Origin of the sequence: Thermovenabulum gondwanense (assembly GCF_001601575.1) — a bacterium.
In the GTDB taxonomy this organism is placed as follows: domain Bacteria; phylum Bacillota; class Thermosediminibacteria; order Thermosediminibacterales; family Thermosediminibacteraceae; genus Thermovenabulum; species Thermovenabulum gondwanense.
This window is the reverse complement of record NZ_LOHZ01000015.1, coordinates 102,200-121,412: the sequence shown is the minus strand read 5'-3', so window position 1 is coordinate 121,412 and position 19,213 is coordinate 102,200. Positions and strand designations below refer to the sequence as shown.

Here is a 19,213-nt window from a genome sequence, read left to right as displayed (position 1 = left end):
ATAACAAAAACCCTGCACAAAAAGTGCAGGGTTTTTGTTATTACATGAAAAGGGGTGCAAAAACCAGCGCCACAATAGTCATAAGTTTTATTAAGATGTTTAATGAAGGACCGGAAGTATCCTTGAAAGGATCTCCTACCGTATCACCTACTACCGCTGCTGCATGGGTAGGTGTACCTTTGCCTCCGTAGTTTCCTTCTTCAATATATTTTTTGGCATTGTCCCATGCCCCACCGGAGTTTGCCATTTGTATAGCTATCATTACTCCGGTTACCAGTGCACCGGCTAAGAGCCCTCCCAAGGCTTCCTTCCCAAAAATGAACCCTATTAGCAAGGGAACTGCTACTGCCATAAGACCGGGAATAATCATTTCTTTCAGGGCCGCTCTTGTACTTATGTCAACACACCTGGCATAATCGGGTTTAGCTTTTTCTTCCATTATTCCCGGGATTTCTTTAAATTGACGGCGCACTTCTTCTATCATTTGATAGGCAGCCTTACCAACAGCTTCCATTGTCATAGCGGAGAATAAGTAAGGAAGCATACCACCAATTAAAAGCCCTACAATTACTTCCGCATTTAAAAGGTTTATGCCTTCTCTTAATCCCGCTGCAGAAGTATACGCCGAGAAAAGAGCAAGTGCTGTTAAAGCTGCGGATCCAATGGCAAATCCTTTACCCATAGCTGCGGTTGTATTCCCTACAGCATCCAGCTTATCGGTAATTTTTCTTACGGATGGATCAAGTTCTGCCATTTCAGCAATTCCACCCGCGTTATCTGCTATCGGACCGTAGGCGTCTACCGCTACCGTCATGCCTGTCGTTGAAAGCATGCCGATTGCCGCCAAGGCAATACCGTAAAGCCCCGCTAATTTATAGGAAAGAATAACCGAAAGGGCAATGAAGATAACCGGTAATGCTGTACTTTTCATACCTACTGCAAGACCGGTAATAATATTTGTCGCAGGACCGGTTTGGGACGCTTTTGCAATCTCTTTTACCGAAGAATAACTCGAAGAGGTATATATTTCCGTCAAAAGGCCTATAATTGTACCCACCACTATACCTGATGCTGTTGCATAAAAAGCGTTTATCTCTCCTAATATGTATTTACTCAAGAAAAAGCTCGAGATAATCACAAGAATCGCGCTGGCAAATGTTCCATTTCGTAAGGCTTTCTGAGGATCGCTGCCTTCACCCGTTCTTACGAATAATGTGCCAATAATTGAGCTGATGATACCTGCAGCAGCTATTATAAGCGGGAAAATAATACCCTTTAGACCGTAGGGTTGTCCTGTTGTGGTGCTCACTGCAACGGCACCAATAGCCATTCCTGAAACTATGGAACCTACATAGGATTCAAAAAGATCTGCTCCCATTCCCGCTACGTCGCCAACGTTATCGCCCACGTTGTCCGCAATTACGGCAGGGTTTCTGGGGTCATCCTCCGGAATCCCAGCTTCAACTTTACCCACAAGGTCCGCTCCTACGTCCGCTGCTTTTGTGTATATTCCGCCGCCTACCCTTGCAAAAAGGGCGATCGAACTTGCTCCCAGTGCAAATCCGTTTATAACTTCAAAACTTTTTACATCCGACGGATTTCCAAAGAGGTAATACATTATCCCAAGTCCGAGAAGCCCGAGGCCGACAACGGACATTCCCATAACCGCCCCACCTGAAAAAGCAATGCTCAAGGCTTTGTTTTGGCCTTCCTGGGCGGCATTAGCCGTCCTTACATTAGCGCGGGTAGCCACATTCATGCCAATAAAACCTGCAAGCACCGATGCAATTGAACCGGTAATGTAGCATACCGCCGTATTCCAGCTTATGAAAAATCCTATTATCAAAAACATTGCTGCGACAAAAATCAAAAGAGTCTTATATTCTCTAAAGAGAAACGCCATTGCGCCTTCATGAATCGCATCTGAAATTTCCTGCATCCTTTGGTTGCCGGCAGGACTTTTTACCACCTTCATAGCAAGGAAAAACGCAAATATCAATGCTACTATCCCTGCTATGGGCGCCAGTGCTATTAAGTTTTCCATTGTAATGCTCCCTCCAAAATATATGTTATTTTGTAAATAATATCATCATTACTATTGATAGAATCAAAAACAGGGCAGCAAGAATCTCGGTGAATTTAGCAAGCTTTTCTTCTATACCCTTTTTCTTGCCGAAAAAAAGTTCTGCTCCTCCACCGATTACCCCTGAAAGACCCGCACTTTTACCGGGCTGTAAAAGGACAGTAACAATAAGTCCAATGCAAATTAGCATATAGATAATTGATACAGCAATTTTTAGTGCCGACATCTTTGCACCCCCTATATTTTAATTAACGAAAGTTATTTTATCACAATGTGCAAAAAAACTCAATATTTTACAGTTTTTAAACCTGCCTCTATTGGTAAAATAAATGTTTTCTAAGTTTATCAGTATTATTTCTAAAATTCATGTATTTTATAATTATCAATGTTAAATAAAAAAGGCCTCATATGTTTTATATATATACCTGAGGCCTTTTTAATCCCATGAAATTGCTTTCTTATTTTATATTATAAAAGGCTTTCATTCCCGGAAATTCTGCAGCAATCCCGAGCTCTTCTTCAATTCTTAAAAGCTGATTGTATTTTGCAACCCTATCGGTCCTCGAAGGTGCTCCTGTTTTAATTTGCCCGGCATTTACCGCAACTACCAGGTCTGATATCGTTGTATCCTCAGTTTCGCCGGATCTATGGGATATTATAGCGGTATAACCCGCACGTTCAGCCATTTTTATAGCATTTAAAGTTTCCGTAAGAGTACCGATTTGATTGAGTTTTATAAGTATCGAATTTGCAACCCCGAGCCTTATCCCTCTCTCTAACCTTTCAGTATTTGTTACAAAAATGTCGTCTCCCACCAGCTGAATTTTGTTTCCGAGAGCCTGGGTTAGCATTTGCCATCCTTCCCAGTCTTCCTCAGCCATACCGTCTTCAATAGATATAATGGGGTATTTTTCTACCAACCTTACGTAATATTCCACCATTCCCGCTGAATCGTATTCAAGACCTTCTCCCTTTAATTGATATTTTCCATCTTTATAAAACTCCGTAGCAGCAGGATCGAGGGCTATAAAAATATCTTCTCCGGGGACATAGCCCGCTTTTTCTACGGCTTCTAATATAACCTTTATAGCTTCTTCATTGGAAGAAAGATTGGGTGCAAAGCCTCCTTCATCCCCTACAGCCGTATTTAATCCTTTATCAGCCAATACCTTTTTTAAAGTATGAAAGGTTTCCGATCCCATTCTTAGAGCCTGGGCAAAGCTTTTTGCACCTACAGGCATTATCATGAATTCCTGCAGGTCCACATTGTTATCCGCATGCTTACCGCCATTTAAAATATTCATCATAGGTACGGGCAAAATTTTTGCATTTACTCCACCTATATATCTATAAAAACTTATCCCCAGATAATCGGCCGCAGCTTTGGCACAGGCTAAGGATACGCCGAGTACTGCATTTGCCCCAAGTTTTCCCTTGTTGGGAGTTCCGTCAAGATCGATTAATAAACTATCTATATTCACCTGGTCAAGCGCATCCATTCCTATGATTTCCCGGGCAATAATGCTGTTCACATTTTCCACAGCTTTCAATACGCCTTTTCCTTGAAATCTCTTAGGATCCTTGTCCCTTAATTCAACTGCTTCAAACTGTCCTGTAGAAGCTCCCGATGGTATTGCAGCCCTTCCAAAACTGCCGTCTTCCAGAACCACTTCAACTTCTATTGTTGGATTTCCTCTGGAGTCCAGTATCTCTCTTGCATAAACATCAACGATAGTTGACATAAAGATCCCCTTTCTTTACAAAATTTATTCTAAAATTAAATTTTGACCCGTCATTTCCTGGGGTTTATCCAAACCTAAAAGGTAAAGCATTGTGGGAGCCACATCCGCAAGTATACCCCTTCTCAGTCTATATGCTTTATCATCTATTATTATAAACGGTACAGGATCACCGGTGTGGGCGGTGTATGGTTCGCCGGTCTCCGGGTCCTTCATCCTTTCCACATTTCCGTGATCAGCAGTGATTATGGTAATGCCCCCAGTTTTTTTAACCGCATCTACCACCCTGCCCAAACAATCATCCACCGCTTCCACCGCTTTTACCGCCGCATCAAAAACTCCGGTGTGACCGACCATATCGGGGTTTGCAAAGTTTAAAATTATTACATCGTAGTAATTTCTATTTATTTGACGGATTACTTCCTCCGTTACTTCATAGGCGCTCATTTCCGGTTTCATATCGTAAGTCGGAACTTTTGGAGACGGGATAAGTATTCTATCCTCTCCGGGAAAAGCTTTTTCCATTCCTCCGTTAAAAAAGAAAGTAACATGGGCATATTTTTCCGTTTCGGCAATTCTCAGCTGCTTAAATCCCGCTTTAGATATTACTTCTCCAAAGATATTATTCAGGGATTGTGGTTTGTATACCACATTAGCGTTTTTCACCTTTTCATCGTACTGCGTCATTGTAACGTAATATACCTTTAAAAAACCTTTCCTCCTAATAAAACAATCAAAATCCTCATCGCAAAAGGCATAGGTAAGCTGCCTTGCCCTGTCCGGCCTAAAGTTAAAAAATATAATTGAATCCCCGTCGTTTATTGTAGCAACAGGTGATTTATCATCCTTTAAAATAACGGTGGGTATGACAAACTCATCGGTTTCTCCTCTTTCGTAAGCCATTTCAAGGGCATCCATAGCGCTACCGGCGTAAATACCTTCTCCTAAGACCATTGCATCATAAGCTTTTTGAGTTCTATCCCATCTTTTGTCCCTGTCCATCGCATAGTATCTACCAGAAATGGTCGCTATCTTTCCGGTTCCTAATTCCCTCATCTTTTCTTCTAATTGCTCTATATAAATTCTAGCACAGGCAGGTGGGACATCCCGTCCATCCAAAAAAGCGTGAATATAAACCCTTTCCACCTGGTGTTCCCTGGCTAATCGAAGGAGTGCGAAAAGATGCTCCATATGGCTGTGGACGCCGCCATCGGACAGTAAACCCATTAAATGTAAGGAGCTATTATTTACCTTTACATTTTCCACTGCTTTCAATAAAACTTCATTCTTAAAAAATTCGCCCTTTTTTATATCCTCACTTATCCGGGTAAGTTCCTGATATACTATTCTTCCGGCACCCAAATTTAAATGTCCCACTTCCGAATTCCCCATTTGCCCTTCCGGAAGACCTACAGCTAAACCGCTGGCTTCTAAAATTGTACCGGAGTATTCTTTAAAAAATCTATCGAAATTGGGTGTATTTGCCCTGGCTATTGCATTTACTTCTACTCTGTCATCAAGTCCCCATCCATCCAGGATTACCAGTACCAAAGGTTTTTTCCTCACAATTATTCAACTCCCTGTTCTTTGTAAGCACATATTTTGTAAAAACTCTGCGGATCCACGCTGGCACCGCCTACTAAAACCCCATCTATATCCCGTTCCTGCATCAGCGCTTTGATATTATCCGGTTTTACACTACCTCCATATAGGATTCTTATATTCTCTGCAATATTTTTATTGTAAAGGGTTTCTATTTCCTTTCTAATACTTTTTATAACTTCCTGGGCATCTTCAGGGGTAGCAACCTTTCCCGTGCCAATAGCCCAGATTGGCTCATAAGCAAAAACTATCTCTTCTCCGCTTAAAAGCTCTACATCCGCTAATGCTTTACGAACTTGAGGCAAAACTACTTTTAAAGTTAGATTCTCTTCCCTTTGTTTCAAATTTTCTCCAACACAAATAACCGGCTTTATACCGTGCTTTAAAACTGCCCGTACCTTTTTATTTACCGTTTCATCGGATTCTGCAAAATGCTGCCTTCTTTCGGAATGACCTATAATCACGTACTCGCAGGGTATTTCCTTAAGCATGTTCGGTGAAATTTCACCTGTAAAAGCGCCCTTTTCCTCCCAGTGCACATTTTGAGCTCCAATCTTTATTTTAGTTCCCGCAGTTTTCTTAGCAGCCTCCCATAGGCTTGTAAAAGGAGGGAAAATTGCAATTTCTACTCCTTCTAAGTTTTCTACTAATTTTATAAAATCATCAAAAAACCTCATGGTCTCAGAAACATTGTTGTACATCTTCCAATTACCCGCAATTAAGGGATGTCTCATTCAAAATACCCCCATATCACTTATCATTTAATACTGCAACCCCTGGAAGTTCCTTGCCTTCCAAAAATTCAAGAGATGCTCCCCCACCTGTGGAAATATGGGTCATTTTATCCGCAAATCCCAGCTGTTCCACTGCTGCGGCCGAATCTCCGCCACCGACAATTGTAATGGCTCCCGATTCCGCCATAGCCTCTGCAATTGCAAGAGTACCTTTTGAAAAGGATTTTATTTCAAATACTCCCATAGGCCCGTTCCATACCACCAGTTTAGCTTTTTTAATTATTTGTGCAAACTTTTCCCTCGTTTTCTCTCCAATATCTACCCCTATTAAATTTGAGGGGATTTCTCCTACGGATACGGTTTTATAATCTGTTCCTTCTTTTATTTCTTCTGCAACAACTACATCCTCGGGTAATTCCAATTTTACACCTTTTTCCTTGGCCTCTTTAATTATAGACCCCGCCAGTTCTATTTTATCCTCTTCCAGTAGTGATCTTCCAATTTCATAACCTAAGGCTTTTAAGAAGGTAAAAGCCATGCCCCCTCCGATTAGCAGGGAGTCAACTTTATTCAGCAAATTGGTAATGACACCAATTTTGTCACTTACTTTTGCTCCGCCGAGAACCGCAACAAAAGGCCTTTCAGGATTTTCCAGAGCCTTTCCCATTATCTCAATTTCTTTCTGCATTAAAAAGCCCGCACCCGAAGGCAAAAATTCCGCTATTCCGGCGGTAGAAGCATGAGCTCTGTGAGCCGTACCGAAAGCATCGTTTATGTAAATCTCAGCAAGATCGGCAAGTTTTTTTGCAAAATCTCTGTCATTTTCCTCTTCCTGAGGATAGAATCGGAGGTTTTCCAATAATAATACGTCCCCTGGGTTCATATTACTTACCAAATTTTCAACCTTTTCTCCTATACAATCTTCGGCAAAAATTACTTCCTTATTTAAAAGTTGAGAAAGTCTCATAACTACAGGTGATAAGCTGTATTTGAGATTAAATTTACCTTTTGGTCTACCCAGATGGGAGGCAAGAATAACCTTGGCTTGATTTTCTACAAGGTAATTAATAGTAGGAAGAGCTGCTCTTATTCTAGTATCGTCGGTGATGTTGCCATTCTCATCTAAAGGTACGTTGAAATCCACGCGCACAAAAACCCTTTTGCCTTTTAAATCAAAATCCTTTACGGTTTTTTTATTCACCTTGTGTTCCCTCCCAGTTCATAAGATTTGTAACAGCGCCTTCATCAGTAATAAGATATTTGGGACTAAAAAATTTTATAAAAGCCTTGATAGCAAGGGCCTTCTTTTTTCCTCCGGCCACCGATATCACGGTAGAAATGTTTTTTATCTCATCAATGCCAATCCCCGCGCTGGGTGTATAGTGGACAACTTTTCCTTCAATATCAAAATAGTAACCGAAAGCTTCTGCAACCGCTCCTTTTTCTTTAATTATTTCAACCTCCCTTTGAGAAAGCCCCCTTCTTCTTGCCATTTCCTCAGCTATACCTATACCGTGAATTAAAATATCAGCTCTTTTGATCATTGAAATTACCTCCGAGAGCACGGGTTCCTCAATTATGGTCTTTAAGGTTTCCGGCCGTAAATTTTCGGGGACAAAAAGAAGTTTATACTTAGCACCCAGTTTTTTCGCCATTTCCGCTGCAATGGTATTTGCCTGGTATTCCACCCTTTCTCCCAGACCACCCCTTGCTGGAACCACCATTACATTTTCGTATTCCATAGTTTTTGTAATACCTCTGGGTACTTCTGCCATCGTGGACCCACCGGTAACCGCAATTATTTCTTTACCTCTAATCAAACTCTTTAAAAGGGTAGCTGCCTTCTTCCCCATTTCTCTTTTTACGCTTTCGTCGGAATCGGCATCCCCGGGAACGATCAAGCAATGGCAGTTGTACATATTCTCTATATTCGTTACATAACGGTTCAATCCCTTTAAATTGAAAATAAATTCCTCCATATCGCCGATCAGGCTTTCTCCCTCTTTCGTCAATTTCATACCATTATCGTCAATTTCAAGAAGACCGAATTCTAAAAGTTTTTTTATTTCCGTCCTTAATGTCCTCTCGGTAAAATGAGTGTAATTGGCCAACAACCTTCTGCCTATCGGCTGATAATACTGTATATTTTTTAGTATCCTGTACCTTTTTTCAATTATTTCAACAGATTCCGGCGAAATTTTTTTAATAAGTTCTGCGATATTTTCCATTAAAATCTCCTTTACCTTCAGTTTTAGAAAAATAGCCCAATAATATTGGGCTATTTTTCATTACAGTCCTTTTTCTGCAATATATTTTACCAGATCCATAACCCTGCAGGAATAACCCCATTCATTGTCGTACCATGCTATAACCTTTACAAAGTCCCCTTCAATTACCATTGTGGATAAACCATCCACAATTGAAGAATACTCCGATCCTTTGAAATCCATTGAAACCAGGGGTTCATCGGTATAACCGAGAATTCCTTTCATGGAACCCTCTGCAGCAGCTCTCAGGGCATCATTTACCTCTTCTGCCGTGACTTTCTTTTCTAACAAAACTGTAAAATCTACAATTGAAACCGTTGGGGTAGGCACTCTCAAAGCAAATCCGTTTAACTTTCCTTTTAATTCCGGAATTACCAGAGCCACAGCTTTTGCAGCACCCGTAGTTGTAGGAATTATATTTAAAGCCGCTGCCCTTGCCCTTCTTAAATCCTTATGAGGTAAATCAAGAATTCTCTGATCATTGGTATACGAGTGAACCGTATTCATTAATCCCTTCTGTATTCCAAAATTATCCATTAAGACCTTGGCTACCGGTGCAAGACAGTTGGTCGTACATGAAGCGTTAGAAATAACGTGATGCTCTTTCGGGTTGTATTTTTCATGGTTTACACCCATGACTATTGTAATATCTTCGTCCTTTGCCGGCGCTGAAATAATTACTTTTTTGGCTCCACCTTTTTCAATATGTAAAACAGCTTTGTCTTTAGAAGTAAATACACCGGAGGATTCCACCACAACATCTACTCCTAAATCCTTCCAGGGTATATTCCCCGGGTCCTTTTCCGCAAAAATCCTTATTTCCTTATCGTTCACGATTATGGAATTTCCTTTTGCTTCGACTTTGCCCTCAAACCTGCCAAAAACGGAATCGTACTTTAAAAGGTGTGCCAGGGTGGGAGCATCCATCAGGTCATTTATAGCTACAATTTCTATTTCGGGGTGATTTTTTAAAGCTGCCTTGAAGGAGTTCCTTCCAATTCTTCCAAAACCATTAATCCCCACTCTAACTTTCATAGTAATTCCTCCCTCTTCATAATTTCTTTTTTAGATTTTCTTAAAAGGAAAATTTTATACCGCCCATGCGCGGGACATTTTTTGTCCCTTTATATACATAAGTGTCCCGCTTTTGAAAAAATAAAAGGTATTATATACCCTTATATATAATACCACAAAATTCCTCGATTGTCTAATTTTTTTAAAAAATTTTTAAGCAAGTCTTTTTCTCTTGGCTGAACAGGGAATCCCTATTTCTTCCCTGTACTTAGCAACGGTTCTCCTGGAGATGTTAATACCCTTTTCTTTTAATTCATCGGCAATTTTCTGATCGCTAATAGGATTATAAGGGTTTTCCGCATTTATCATTTCTTTTATCATCTTTTTTATGGTTTCAGCGGAAATTGCGCTGCCGTCAAAGCCTTCCAAACCGTTGCTGAAGAAAAATTTAAGTTCAAATATTCCCCTTGGTGTTTGAATGTATTTGCCGTTAATCGCTCTGCTTACTGTGGATTCATGCACCCCTACTTTGTCCGCTATCTGTTTTAATGTTAAGCGTTTTAAATATGCTATACCGTTATCTAAAAACTCCTTTTGAACATCTATGATAGCTTTTATGACTTTATATAGAGTCATTCGCCTTTGTTCTATACTTTTTATCAGCCACAATGCGGATTCAAATCTCTTGGCTAAGAATTTTAGAGCACCTGGGTCCTTATCTTCCGAATTAAGCAGGGAACGGTAATAAGGATTGATTGAAAGTTTGGGTGTAACCGTATCGTTCATCAGGATTATATATTCATCGTTAATTTTTCTCACCGAAGCATCGGGTATGATGTATTGAGTTTCATTCCCCGAAGCGAAATTTCTTCCTGGCTTGGGATCCAGGGTCAGAATGATATCCTTCAATTCTTGAACCTTAGAAAGGCTAATATTTAACCTTTCGGCTATCCTGGAATATTTTGCTTCTGCTAAATCTTCCAGATGTTCTTCTATAATCCTTCTCAAGAGATCATCTAAAATCCCCTTTTGTTCCAATTGAATAATAAGGCACTCTTTTAAATCCCTTGCTCCTACACCCGGTGGGTCAAAACTTTGCACAATTTTTAATACCCGTTCCACTTCAGACTCTCTTACCTTTAGAATTTCAGCCGCTTCCCTTATGCTTAAGGTAAGGTATCCGCGGTTATCTATGTTTCCTATAAGAAACTCTCCGATTTTAAAGCTTCGTTTATCTATATTCATAAGGAAAAGCTGGTTTAGCAGATATTCCTGCAAGGTGGGGGCTAAAGAAACAAAATTCTCAAAGCTTTTTTCTTCCTTTTCTTCCTTGGGCATCCTAACAAAATCCGCATCCGCACACTGTTCTAAATACTCCTGCCATTCGATGTTGTAATCCTCTTCCCCCGGAGCGCCAATTTCTTCCTGATCTTCGTATTCCTCATCTTCAATTTCCAGAATGGGATTTTCCACCAGTTCATTTTCTATATATTCCGTAAGTTCTAAGCTCGAAAGCTGGAGTATGGTTATTGCCTGTTTTAATTCCGGCGTCATTAATAGTTTTTGAGTTTGTGTTAAATTAAGACTAAAATTTACCTGCATATAAAAGCCCCCCAAAAAATATGGAAACGGAAAATTAAAAAATAATATTGCTACATATAAATATATATTCGACAATAATTATGATTTTACCTTTTTTTAGAATTTACTAAAATTAAAACAATTATTTGAATACTATTGTTTTAATATATTATTTTTTATCTTATTGTATTCCAATTGTATTATAACACATAGAGAATAAAAAATAAAAGAGGGGTAAATCACCCCTCTTTATCCAACTTTTTAGTGGGTTTCCACATCTTTTGCCCCATTTTGCCTTAAAAGATCTGCAGCTTGCTGCACTTTTTGTTCGTGGGCTCTTATGACTGTTAGCATTTTTCCCTTCTTAACTTCCTCTTCATAGTATCTGCCCCGTTCGGCAGGAATTCCCCAATCAATAAGGCTTCCCGCTATGCCCCCCGTTGCCGCTCCCGACAACAGCCCTGCAATCGGTCCTGCTGCAAAGAGCGGCCCTATACCGGGAATAGCAAGAGCTCCTGCCCCTATGGCAAGACCCGCCAGCCCTCCAATAACTCCTCCCGTTGCGGTTCCATCGGTAAGGGTATCCATCTCCAGAGTTTCTTCATCGCCATTATTCCCGTTATTTTTTTTGCCTCCTTTTGCCACAATGGAAATCTCATTTGTATCAAAACCAGAATTTCTCAAGGCATTTACCGCTTTTTCAGCCTGCTGCTTATTTTCAAAAACACCGATTACGGTTTTAACCGCCATTATTCTCCCTCCTTAAAACTTTTCTTCTTTTTTATTTTCTCCTCAAATGCTCCATATATTCCTGTTATTAATTCAAATTCTTCTGGGAATATTATAAATAAGTTATTTTGGGGAAGGGAGAATAAATGGCTCTGGAAAAGGATAAATTCCTTCAGGAAATCCAGTCTATTGCACAGTTAGCAAGAGAACAGCAATTATCAGTAAGCCAACAAATTCAGAACAACTTAAACCAATCCACCACATACACCTCTGATGCAAAAAGGCTCGAAAATTTGTATAACTTGGCCTCACAGTTACAGCAGATTGCCATGCAGGGAATTTCAAACCTACAGGCAAATGCCGCAAATTACAGACAAATAATAGATTCCATGGAAAAAGAATGCGTGGAAGAACTTATTTCCCAGGATTTACAGGTAATTCAGGCAATGCAGCAAGCAATTTCCGCATTATCCCAGGCTCAAAGTGCTTTACTTCAAAGCAACTCCATAAGCAAAATGTTTGATCATATCTCAAAATGCGAGGACACTTTAAACCAAATAGAAAGGGAAAACCCATCGTGAATCAAAATATCCAATTCCTAATAAAATTTTACCAGTTTCACAAACATCTCGAATACCACAGTTATCTTGGCTTTTCTCGGTGAAATCAATTTTGCATCCACATATTCGGTTTTAAAATGTACAAGAGCCTCCATCCCGGGATGAGCACCGTAAAGATGAATAAATTGCAGGAAAGGTATGACATCTTCAAAGAAATGTACCGGCTGGGAAGGTAGATTTGCAACATATAGCACCTTGACCTCCACATCTCCGTCCACTATTACCTTATCTTTGATTACCCGGGTATCTTTCACAATAAATTTAGCATTGGCTTCTACTATCCTTGAAGCATCGGGTTTTCCAGCAGGTATATCTACGGTATCCTGTATTATAGACTGAACCCTTCCTACAAGCAATTTATCTCCTATGCCATCCCTGACCGTTTGTAAAAGGTATACGTAACCGTAGGATGTTCCTATTACTATTTCCGGTGGACTCATTCCATCCAATTCTCCAGCGGAAACACTAATGGCACCATTCGGAATCATCTGTAACAATTTTACTTTAACTTCTCTGTTCCCTATTTCCAGGATAATCAAACTATTTAAGGAAATAGCGATTATTTCATTCAATCCGTCGTTATCAATATCGTACACCACCGCTTCATTTAAGCCTTTCGATTCCGGTACGTCTTTTCTAAAGAATATAAATTCCCTGTCAACTTTTTTAAGAATATAAATAAAATCATCCTTGGAATTGAAAATTATCTCAGCTTTTCTATCACCGTCCACATCTTTTACCACGAGAAAACCATGGGCTATGTTTCTGATAATAACGGATGTTATCCTCCTTAGTTCATTATTTCTCAGTTCGAATATATATATGGTACCCGTAGAATCATTTGCTTCTTTTATTATAACCTCAAGCCTTCCGTCGTTATCTACATCACCTGCTGCCACTTTAACATTCCCTTTAAAATTTACACTATTTATCAGCACCAATCCGTTTTTCCATCTGAAAATGTAAACTTTATTTCTAACACTTACTATAATTTCTACATAACCATCATTATCAAAATCCCCTACCGCAATCGAAGAGGCAGGCCCACCGATCCCGGCACTTTCCGTAATAAATCGTATTCTTCTATCTTCCAATCTGTAAACGGCAATATTGTTATCAGTTCCAACTATTATTTCCTTTTTTCCATCCCTGTCTATATCGAAAATATAAACTAAATGAGAATCACGATTTAATTCCAGCCTGCCCACTTCTACAATGGCATTTCTTCTTTTTTTAAAAATCACGATAACAGACCCGCTGACATTTTCTAAATTGGCTATGGTGATAATCTCATTAACACCGTCCCCGTCCACGTCTCCCACAATTGTTCTTGCTTCAAATCCCAGATCTTTACTTGCCCACTGAACATTGTATTTTGCTCTCATTTTTTAATTCCTCCCCGAAGTCCTTCGTCCTTGTAATATATTATTCTTGAGAGAGAAAAAAAGTTAAAAAAAAAAGAGCCTACCGGCTCTTTTTAATTAACTCTTCGATGATTGCTACCCCAGAACTTGTACCTATTCTATTTGCTCCTGCTTCAATCATCTTTAACGTAGTATCTAAATCCCTTATTCCACCGGAGGCTTTTACCCCCATCGTATTACCTACAAGCATTCTTAAAAGCTTAACATCTTCGACCGTTGCCCCTCCCGTGCCGAATCCGGTGGAGGTCTTCACGAAATCAGCGTTGGCTTCCTGACAGAGCTTTGCAGCCGTAACCTTCTCGCTCTCGGATAAAAAGCAGGTCTCAATAATTACTTTAACCTTAGCATCCTTATTCTCCTGCTTTGCCGCAGATACCACACCTTCAATGTCATTTCTTACTTCAAAATAATCTCCACTTTTCAAAAGTCCCAAATTTATGACCATATCAACTTCTAAAGCCCCCTGGCTAACGGCCTTCCTTGCCTCATAGGCTTTTGCCTCTTTATGCACGGCACCCAGAGGGAAACCAACCGTAGTGCAGACTAAAACGGGTGTGTTTAATAATTTCTTTACAGCATAGTCTACAAAAGCTGAATTCACACATACGGAATAAAAGTTATATTTTACAGCTTCATCGCACAGCCTGTCAATATCTTCAAAATTAGCTGTCGGTTTCAATAAAGTGTGATCGATTAATTTTGCCAGTTCCTCACTTTTCATATCATCCCTCCTGTTTATTATGTTCTTTTGAGGTGTATTTAATAATTTCTACGTCCAGCAGGATTATTAATCCTTCTTTTATCATTTCGTCCAGTTTGGCCAAGAAATTATTTATTTTTTCTTCACTGTCAATAATTTCAACAATGACCGGCAAATCCTCGGAAAGCCTTAATATTTTTGCGGTATGAAGCCGGCTCGAAGCGCCAAATCCTTCTATGCCCCTGTATACGGTAGCACCCGCCATACCTTCTTTTTTTGCCATTTTCACTATAGTGTTAAAAAGGTTCTCGCCGTGCCATTTATCGGATTCACCGATGTAAATTTTCAATAATTTTCCCCTTCCCTGCAATTTCATATTATCACCTTACTTTTTACAAAATAAATAACCTTGCCAAAGTAATACCCAACCATACTCCAAAAAGGCCTAAAATTAAATTTAAAACAATATTTAGTGCCGCAAGCAAAAATTCTCCTTCAAAAATAAACTGCATAGTTTCATAAGAAAAGGTGGAAAAGGTTGTAAAAGCTCCCATAATACCTGTAGTTAAAAAAATCCGCAGTTTAAAGTCAATAATTCCGGCTTCAATACCGGACACCATCACAAAGCCCATTATAAAACTTCCTAAAATATTCACAATTAGCGTTCCGAAGGGGAAAAACTCTCCAAATAAAGCCGCAGCCCATCCTGAAAATAAGTACCTTAAAATTCCTCCGAAAAAGCTGCCAATTCCAACTGCGATAATTCTCTCCACTGTTATTTTCACCTACCAGAAAAGTTTAGAAAAGATATATGTCCGCTCCAATTACCCCCACGATAGAACCTTTTTCATTTTTAATGGGGCAAGATACTGCTACGCACAGCTTATGTGTAGAGGCATCAAAATAGGGATTTGTAACATGTACATTGCCTTTCATTGCCTCTCTAAACCAGGGTCTGAAAGCAAAGTTTTTGGAAATATGCTCTTCATAGGTATTATACGCCAAACTGCCTTCCCGGTCCGATACAAAAATATTTGCGATAAAGGGCTTAGCCTTTAAGACTTCTTTAAACTCTTTTCGTTGCCTGTCAATATCGAAATTTATAACGTAATCTTTTTTGGAAAGTTCTATTACCATATCCTTTGTAGCCTCTATCAATTTATTATGCTCATCGGTAAATTTAAAATTCTTCGTAAATATTTCAAAGGTAGACTTTAGCTCTTCTGCCATTTCAAAGATTCTTTCAGCATCTTTTATTATTACATCAATGGAGCTCTTCTGTTCCTCGGTTGAAGCGGATATCTCCTCAACACCCGCTGCGGTCTCCTGAGCAACAGCTGCAAGCTCATCTACCGCATTGGAAACACTTTTAACCTTCTCCGCCTGTTTTCCTGTTAAATCGTTAATCCTCTGCATGGCTTCCCATAAATTATTTATTTCAGCAATTATATCATCGAAGGCTTTCTGTGAATCCTTCCCCTTTAAAATATTCTGGTCGACCGTTTCCACACTTTTTTCCACCTGTTCGGCAGTAAGTTTTGATTCTTCTTTTATTTTTGAAGAAAGCTCCCTTATCTCCTTTGCTGCATTTCCCGACTGTTCTGCAAGCTTCCTGATTTCACCGGCTACTACTGCAAAACCCTTGCCCTGCTCTCCAGCCCTTGCCGCCTCAATAGCCGCATTTAATGCTAAGAGATTTGTCTGTCCGGCAATCTCGGTAATAACATCCACAAAATCGTTTATTTTAACCGTAAGTTCTTCCAACCGCTTCATCATCTTGGAAGATTCCCTGCTTGTCTTCGATGAAAACTGCAAACCATCTATCAGTTCGTTAAGCACGCCTTTTGCTTCTTTCGCCTTGACTACAATTTTTTCCAATCCCTCGGATCCCTTTGTAGTTTCAGCAGCGATGTTATCGGAAAGGGAACTTAATTCTCCCATGTTAAGGGTGACCGTCTGAGCAGATTCAGCTTCTTTGGTAGCACCGGCTGCAATTTCGTTGACGGAATTTGCTATTTGCTCTGCGGCAGAACCGATATATCTTACGCTACCGGTAAACTTTTCAGCAAAAAAATCTATCTGTTCCGATGTGCGTTCCACATTTTCAATCAACGCGAGGATTTGTTCGAAAATACCGGTGACGGGTCTTAATAAAAATTCAAATTCCCCTTTTATTTTCGATAATTCCTCAAAAATCACAAGGCTGCCAGAAGAAAAATCGTGAATTATCGTAGAGAGTTTTTTCAGAGGTTTTAATAAGTTTGAAAAATATACCGCATTGATAATTACCATAAAAATAACCGAAAATATTAAAGGAACAATAATTTTGCTAAAAGCGATTCCGGAATAAAGCAAAAAAATAGAAAAAATCAATAATGGTATAATATGGAGTGAAGCAATGCAGAATAATTTATGAAACTTCATAAAAAACACCTCCGTAAATGTAAATAATTCGACATTAAGGTATTTTTTCCCTGCAATAAAAAGCCCAAATTTGATATTTTTAGACTTTTTGTAGAAAATTTGCTATTATAATTTATAGAAGGTATTTCTAAAATACCCGAAAGGATGTTATGAGATGAAAAAAATTTTTTTTGTATTATCATTACTATTTCTATGCTTAACCCTACTTGCCTCCTGTTCAACAAAACAGGCTGAAGAAAAAGCGAAGGTTACCCTTTACTACGCCTCTTTGGGCAACGATAAAATAATAGGCGAAGAAAGGGAAATTAACCTTAAAAAAGGTGAATCCCTCCCTAAAAAAGCCCTGGAAGAACTAATTAAGGGGCCTTCCAAACCTGAATTAAGAAATAATATTCCTGCAGAGACTAAAATATTAGATTTAGACATAAAAGACAAAATAGCAACGGTAAATTTTTCAAAGGAATTTTCACAATTCCCCGGCATAATGGCAGAAAGCTTTGCAATAATTTCTGTAGTAAATACCCTCACGGAATTCCCGGAAATTGAAAAGGTTCATATTTTGGTAGATGGCAAGGAATTATTAGCTCCAAGTGGAATGCCTTACGGATTGCTTAAAAGATATGATTTAGCTTCAATTAACAATTCTATTATTATGAATAAAACAACTATTACATTATATTTTTCCGACGACGGAGCAAATTATCTCGTGCCAGAATACAGAGAAGTTGTAAAAGATAAACCTCTTGAACAAATTATAGTAGAAGAATTGATAAAAGGACCGCAACAACCCGGCCACTATAAAACTATCCCTCCGGAAACAAAGCTTCTATCTATAAAAGTAGAAAACGGTACCGCTGTTGTAAACTTTTCAAAGGAATTAAAAACAAAGCACTGGGGTGGTTCCACGGGTGAAGCGTTCACAATATTTTCTATAGTAAATTCTTTAACAGAACTGCCTGAAATAAAAAAAGTAGAATTCTTAATAGAAGGTAAAAAGGAAGAAACTTTAGCAGGGCACATGATTTTCAGCGAACCCTTTACACGAAATGAAAACATGATAAAAAAATAGGCTCAAAGAGCCTATTTTTTTAATCCTGTACCCGTTAGTGGAAGTACTATTTTTAAAGTTCTGTCGTCATCCCCCTAAATTATTTCGCAGCCCAATGTATTCCCGGCTTCCTTTAAAGCAAATTTATGAGCTTCTTCGTTAAAAGAGGCTACACCTTCTTTGAATATTTTTACACTATAACCTCTTTCCCTCGCATCCTTAGCGGTGTATAAAACACAGATATTTGTACAAACACCTGCGAGAAATAGCTCATTTATACCTTTTTCTCTTAAAAAAAGGTCCAAATCGGTCCCATAAAAAGCACTGTAGCGGCGTTTTTTAATTATTTTGTCTTCTTCTCTTACTTCAAAATCTTCTATTATACTGCTTCCCCATGAGTCCTTAATGCAGTGCGGCGGAAACATTTCAAACTCTTTATCCTCTTTTTCATGATTGTCGCAGATAAAGACAATAGGTAGATTTTTTTCTCTAAATTCCGTAATTTTTTCTTTTATTAAAGGGATTATATCCTTACCGGCTTTCCCTACAAACAACTTCCCTCTTTCATCGATAAAATCGTTAAGCATATCGATAACCAAAAGGGCCTTACTCATAGTATCCTCCTTTTACTGATTATTTTTAATTTTATTTTTGTTTATAATTATTATCTAAATAATAGATAACGTCAATTATAAAATTAGTTCCACCCTCTGCAGTAATCCTCGTAACAGTCCATGCACACTTTTTTACCTTCCATCAATCTTATTTTATTTTCCGCAGCCATTTCACCGCAATTTTCGCATTTTACTGACCTGAATATTTTAGCTTTTCCCGGAATATCATAATGAGGTTTTTTAAACTCAAAAATATCTTCTAATGGCGCATTTAATAAGTATTTCATTTTTTCTTCCCTGGTCATTTCCTTATCCGTAGGTTTTAATACAATCCTTATCCCTTCTTTTGTATCCCTTCTAAAAAATGTAAAAGCCTGTTTCCCGGTATTTCTAAAAATAAGGTTCCCCTTCCCTACAGTACATCCAGTTATGACCTGAACAGCATCAACTCCGCATGCATCGTTTTCGGTGATACATACAACTTCTTCGTCTTTTGAAAATGTCAAATTTAATTTTTTTATTGCAGCCTCGCTTGCCCTTATTCCTATGGCAAGCCCAGGGCATTCGTGGCCGTGAAAGTCAACGCATTTTTGCCATAATTCTTTATTCATTGTTATCCTCCCTTTTTCTGTAT

The 19,213-nt window shown here is 38.9% G+C and carries 19 protein-coding genes; 2 read left to right on the top strand and 17 right to left on the bottom strand.

From position 1 onward, the window contains the following. Positions 1 to 40 precede the first annotated feature (40 nt). From ATZ99_RS00855 to ATZ99_RS00810, 10 genes are all read right to left on the bottom strand, one after another. Positions 41 to 2,044, bottom strand: coding sequence for a sodium-translocating pyrophosphatase (locus ATZ99_RS00855; protein WP_068747364.1), 2,004 nt, complete (start codon positions 2,042 to 2,044; stop codon positions 41 to 43). 25 nt (positions 2,045 to 2,069) lie between these two features. Further along, positions 2,070 to 2,309 carry a preprotein translocase subunit SecG gene (secG, locus tag ATZ99_RS00850; protein WP_068747363.1) on the bottom strand — a complete coding sequence of 80 codons (240 nt, stop codon included), beginning with the start codon at positions 2,307 to 2,309 and terminating at the stop codon, positions 2,070 to 2,072. Between the two features lie 232 nt (positions 2,310 to 2,541). After that, positions 2,542 to 3,825: a phosphopyruvate hydratase gene (eno, locus tag ATZ99_RS00845; RefSeq protein WP_068747362.1), complete on the bottom strand. Its 1,284-nt coding sequence runs from the start codon at positions 3,823 to 3,825 to the stop codon at positions 2,542 to 2,544. A gap of 24 nt (positions 3,826 to 3,849) precedes the next feature. Beyond that, the gene (gene gpmI / locus ATZ99_RS00840; RefSeq protein WP_068747361.1) at positions 3,850 to 5,388 is read right to left on the bottom strand and encodes a 2,3-bisphosphoglycerate-independent phosphoglycerate mutase; all 1,539 of its coding nucleotides are present in this window, start codon (positions 5,386 to 5,388) and stop codon (positions 3,850 to 3,852) included. Between the two features lie 2 nt (positions 5,389 to 5,390). Then, on the bottom strand, positions 5,391 to 6,158 hold the full coding sequence (tpiA, locus tag ATZ99_RS00835) for a triose-phosphate isomerase (RefSeq protein WP_068747360.1): 768 nt from the start codon (positions 6,156 to 6,158) through the stop codon (positions 5,391 to 5,393). Positions 6,159 to 6,174: 16 nt separating this feature from the next. Continuing rightward, a complete protein-coding gene (locus ATZ99_RS00830; protein ID WP_068747359.1) occupies positions 6,175 to 7,359 on the bottom strand; it encodes a phosphoglycerate kinase in 1,185 nt (394 codons plus the stop codon). Continuing rightward, positions 7,352 to 8,386 carry a sugar-binding transcriptional regulator gene (locus ATZ99_RS00825; protein WP_068747358.1) on the bottom strand — a complete coding sequence of 345 codons (1,035 nt, stop codon included), beginning with the start codon at positions 8,384 to 8,386 and terminating at the stop codon, positions 7,352 to 7,354. Before ATZ99_RS00825 ends, ATZ99_RS00830 begins: the two co-directional genes overlap by 8 nt. 60 nt (positions 8,387 to 8,446) lie before the next feature. Then, positions 8,447 to 9,460 carry a type I glyceraldehyde-3-phosphate dehydrogenase gene (gene gap / locus ATZ99_RS00820; protein WP_068747357.1) on the bottom strand — a complete coding sequence of 338 codons (1,014 nt, stop codon included), beginning with the start codon at positions 9,458 to 9,460 and terminating at the stop codon, positions 8,447 to 8,449. A 192-nt stretch (positions 9,461 to 9,652) separates the two neighbouring features. Continuing rightward, positions 9,653 to 11,041, bottom strand: coding sequence for an RNA polymerase factor sigma-54 (rpoN, locus tag ATZ99_RS00815; protein WP_068747356.1), 1,389 nt, complete (start codon positions 11,039 to 11,041; stop codon positions 9,653 to 9,655). 240 nt (positions 11,042 to 11,281) lie between these two features. Beyond that, on the bottom strand, positions 11,282 to 11,770 hold the full coding sequence (locus ATZ99_RS00810) for a general stress protein (RefSeq protein WP_068747355.1): 489 nt from the start codon (positions 11,768 to 11,770) through the stop codon (positions 11,282 to 11,284). Between the two features lie 125 nt (positions 11,771 to 11,895). Between ATZ99_RS00810 and ATZ99_RS00805 the strand changes: the two genes are divergently transcribed. Continuing rightward, positions 11,896 to 12,330 carry a hypothetical protein gene (locus ATZ99_RS00805; protein ID WP_068747354.1) on the top strand — a complete coding sequence of 145 codons (435 nt, stop codon included), beginning with the start codon at positions 11,896 to 11,898 and terminating at the stop codon, positions 12,328 to 12,330. A gap of 17 nt (positions 12,331 to 12,347) precedes the next feature. On the opposite strand, the gene ATZ99_RS00800 is transcribed toward ATZ99_RS00805, so the two are convergent. From ATZ99_RS00800 to ATZ99_RS00780, 5 genes are all read right to left on the bottom strand, one after another. Then, the gene (locus ATZ99_RS00800) at positions 12,348 to 13,754 is read right to left on the bottom strand and encodes an FG-GAP-like repeat-containing protein (protein ID WP_068747353.1); all 1,407 of its coding nucleotides are present in this window, start codon (positions 13,752 to 13,754) and stop codon (positions 12,348 to 12,350) included. A 79-nt stretch (positions 13,755 to 13,833) separates the two neighbouring features. Then, entirely contained in the window at positions 13,834 to 14,514 is a 681-nt protein-coding gene (gene deoC / locus ATZ99_RS00795; protein ID WP_068747352.1) for a deoxyribose-phosphate aldolase, read from the bottom strand. A 1-nt stretch (position 14,515) separates the two neighbouring features. Then, on the bottom strand, positions 14,516 to 14,869 hold the full coding sequence (locus ATZ99_RS00790; protein ID WP_068747351.1) for a DUF190 domain-containing protein: 354 nt from the start codon (positions 14,867 to 14,869) through the stop codon (positions 14,516 to 14,518). A 16-nt stretch (positions 14,870 to 14,885) separates the two neighbouring features. After that, positions 14,886 to 15,266 (bottom strand): fluoride efflux transporter CrcB, encoded by a 381-nt coding sequence (gene crcB / locus ATZ99_RS00785; RefSeq protein WP_068747350.1) that lies wholly within the window; start codon positions 15,264 to 15,266, stop codon positions 14,886 to 14,888. A 25-nt stretch (positions 15,267 to 15,291) separates the two neighbouring features. Then, positions 15,292 to 16,917 (bottom strand): methyl-accepting chemotaxis protein, encoded by a 1,626-nt coding sequence (locus tag ATZ99_RS00780; protein WP_068747349.1) that lies wholly within the window; start codon positions 16,915 to 16,917, stop codon positions 15,292 to 15,294. Positions 16,918 to 17,071: 154 nt separating this feature from the next. Here ATZ99_RS00780 and ATZ99_RS00770 point away from each other — a divergent pair, with 154 nt between their 5' ends. Next, the gene (locus tag ATZ99_RS00770; protein WP_068747347.1) at positions 17,072 to 17,986 is read left to right on the top strand and encodes a GerMN domain-containing protein; all 915 of its coding nucleotides are present in this window, start codon (positions 17,072 to 17,074) and stop codon (positions 17,984 to 17,986) included. Positions 17,987 to 18,060: 74 nt separating this feature from the next. Here ATZ99_RS00770 and ATZ99_RS00765 read toward each other — a convergent pair whose 3' ends face one another. Then, positions 18,061 to 18,579, bottom strand: a complete 519-nt coding sequence (locus tag ATZ99_RS00765; RefSeq protein WP_068747346.1) for a cysteine hydrolase family protein — start codon at positions 18,577 to 18,579, stop codon at positions 18,061 to 18,063. 83 nt (positions 18,580 to 18,662) lie between these two features. After that, positions 18,663 to 19,190, bottom strand: coding sequence for an FmdE family protein (locus tag ATZ99_RS00760; RefSeq protein WP_068747345.1), 528 nt, complete (start codon positions 19,188 to 19,190; stop codon positions 18,663 to 18,665). Positions 19,191 to 19,213 lie beyond the last annotated feature (23 nt).

What these genes read in the sequence shown, in the direction of transcription:
- ATZ99_RS00805 (WP_068747354.1), top strand. Translation starts at nt 11,896, where the DNA reads ATGGCTCTGGAAAAGGATAAATTCCTTCAGGAAATCCAGTCTATTGCA.
- ATZ99_RS00790 (WP_068747351.1), bottom strand. Translation starts at nt 14,869, where the DNA reads ATGAAATTGCAGGGAAGGGGAAAATTATTGAAAATTTACATCGGTGAA.
- deoC (WP_068747352.1), bottom strand. Translation starts at nt 14,514, where the DNA reads ATGAAAAGTGAGGAACTGGCAAAATTAATCGATCACACTTTATTGAAA.
- gap (WP_068747357.1), bottom strand. Translation starts at nt 9,460, where the DNA reads ATGAAAGTTAGAGTGGGGATTAATGGTTTTGGAAGAATTGGAAGGAAC.
- rpoN (WP_068747356.1), bottom strand. Translation starts at nt 11,041, where the DNA reads ATGCAGGTAAATTTTAGTCTTAATTTAACACAAACTCAAAAACTATTA.
- ATZ99_RS00810 (WP_068747355.1), bottom strand. Translation starts at nt 11,770, where the DNA reads ATGGCGGTTAAAACCGTAATCGGTGTTTTTGAAAATAAGCAGCAGGCT.
- secG (WP_068747363.1), bottom strand. Translation starts at nt 2,309, where the DNA reads ATGTCGGCACTAAAAATTGCTGTATCAATTATCTATATGCTAATTTGC.
- ATZ99_RS00765 (WP_068747346.1), bottom strand. Translation starts at nt 18,579, where the DNA reads ATGAGTAAGGCCCTTTTGGTTATCGATATGCTTAACGATTTTATCGAT.
- ATZ99_RS00855 (WP_068747364.1), bottom strand. Translation starts at nt 2,044, where the DNA reads ATGGAAAACTTAATAGCACTGGCGCCCATAGCAGGGATAGTAGCATTG.
- ATZ99_RS00770 (WP_068747347.1), top strand. Translation starts at nt 17,072, where the DNA reads ATGAAAAAAATTTTTTTTGTATTATCATTACTATTTCTATGCTTAACC.
- ATZ99_RS00760 (WP_068747345.1), bottom strand. Translation starts at nt 19,190, where the DNA reads ATGAATAAAGAATTATGGCAAAAATGCGTTGACTTTCACGGCCACGAA.
- ATZ99_RS00825 (WP_068747358.1), bottom strand. Translation starts at nt 8,386, where the DNA reads ATGGAAAATATCGCAGAACTTATTAAAAAAATTTCGCCGGAATCTGTT.
- ATZ99_RS00800 (WP_068747353.1), bottom strand. Translation starts at nt 13,754, where the DNA reads ATGAGAGCAAAATACAATGTTCAGTGGGCAAGTAAAGATCTGGGATTT.
- eno (WP_068747362.1), bottom strand. Translation starts at nt 3,825, where the DNA reads ATGTCAACTATCGTTGATGTTTATGCAAGAGAGATACTGGACTCCAGA.
- tpiA (WP_068747360.1), bottom strand. Translation starts at nt 6,158, where the DNA reads ATGAGACATCCCTTAATTGCGGGTAATTGGAAGATGTACAACAATGTT.
- ATZ99_RS00780 (WP_068747349.1), bottom strand. Translation starts at nt 16,917, where the DNA reads ATGAAGTTTCATAAATTATTCTGCATTGCTTCACTCCATATTATACCA.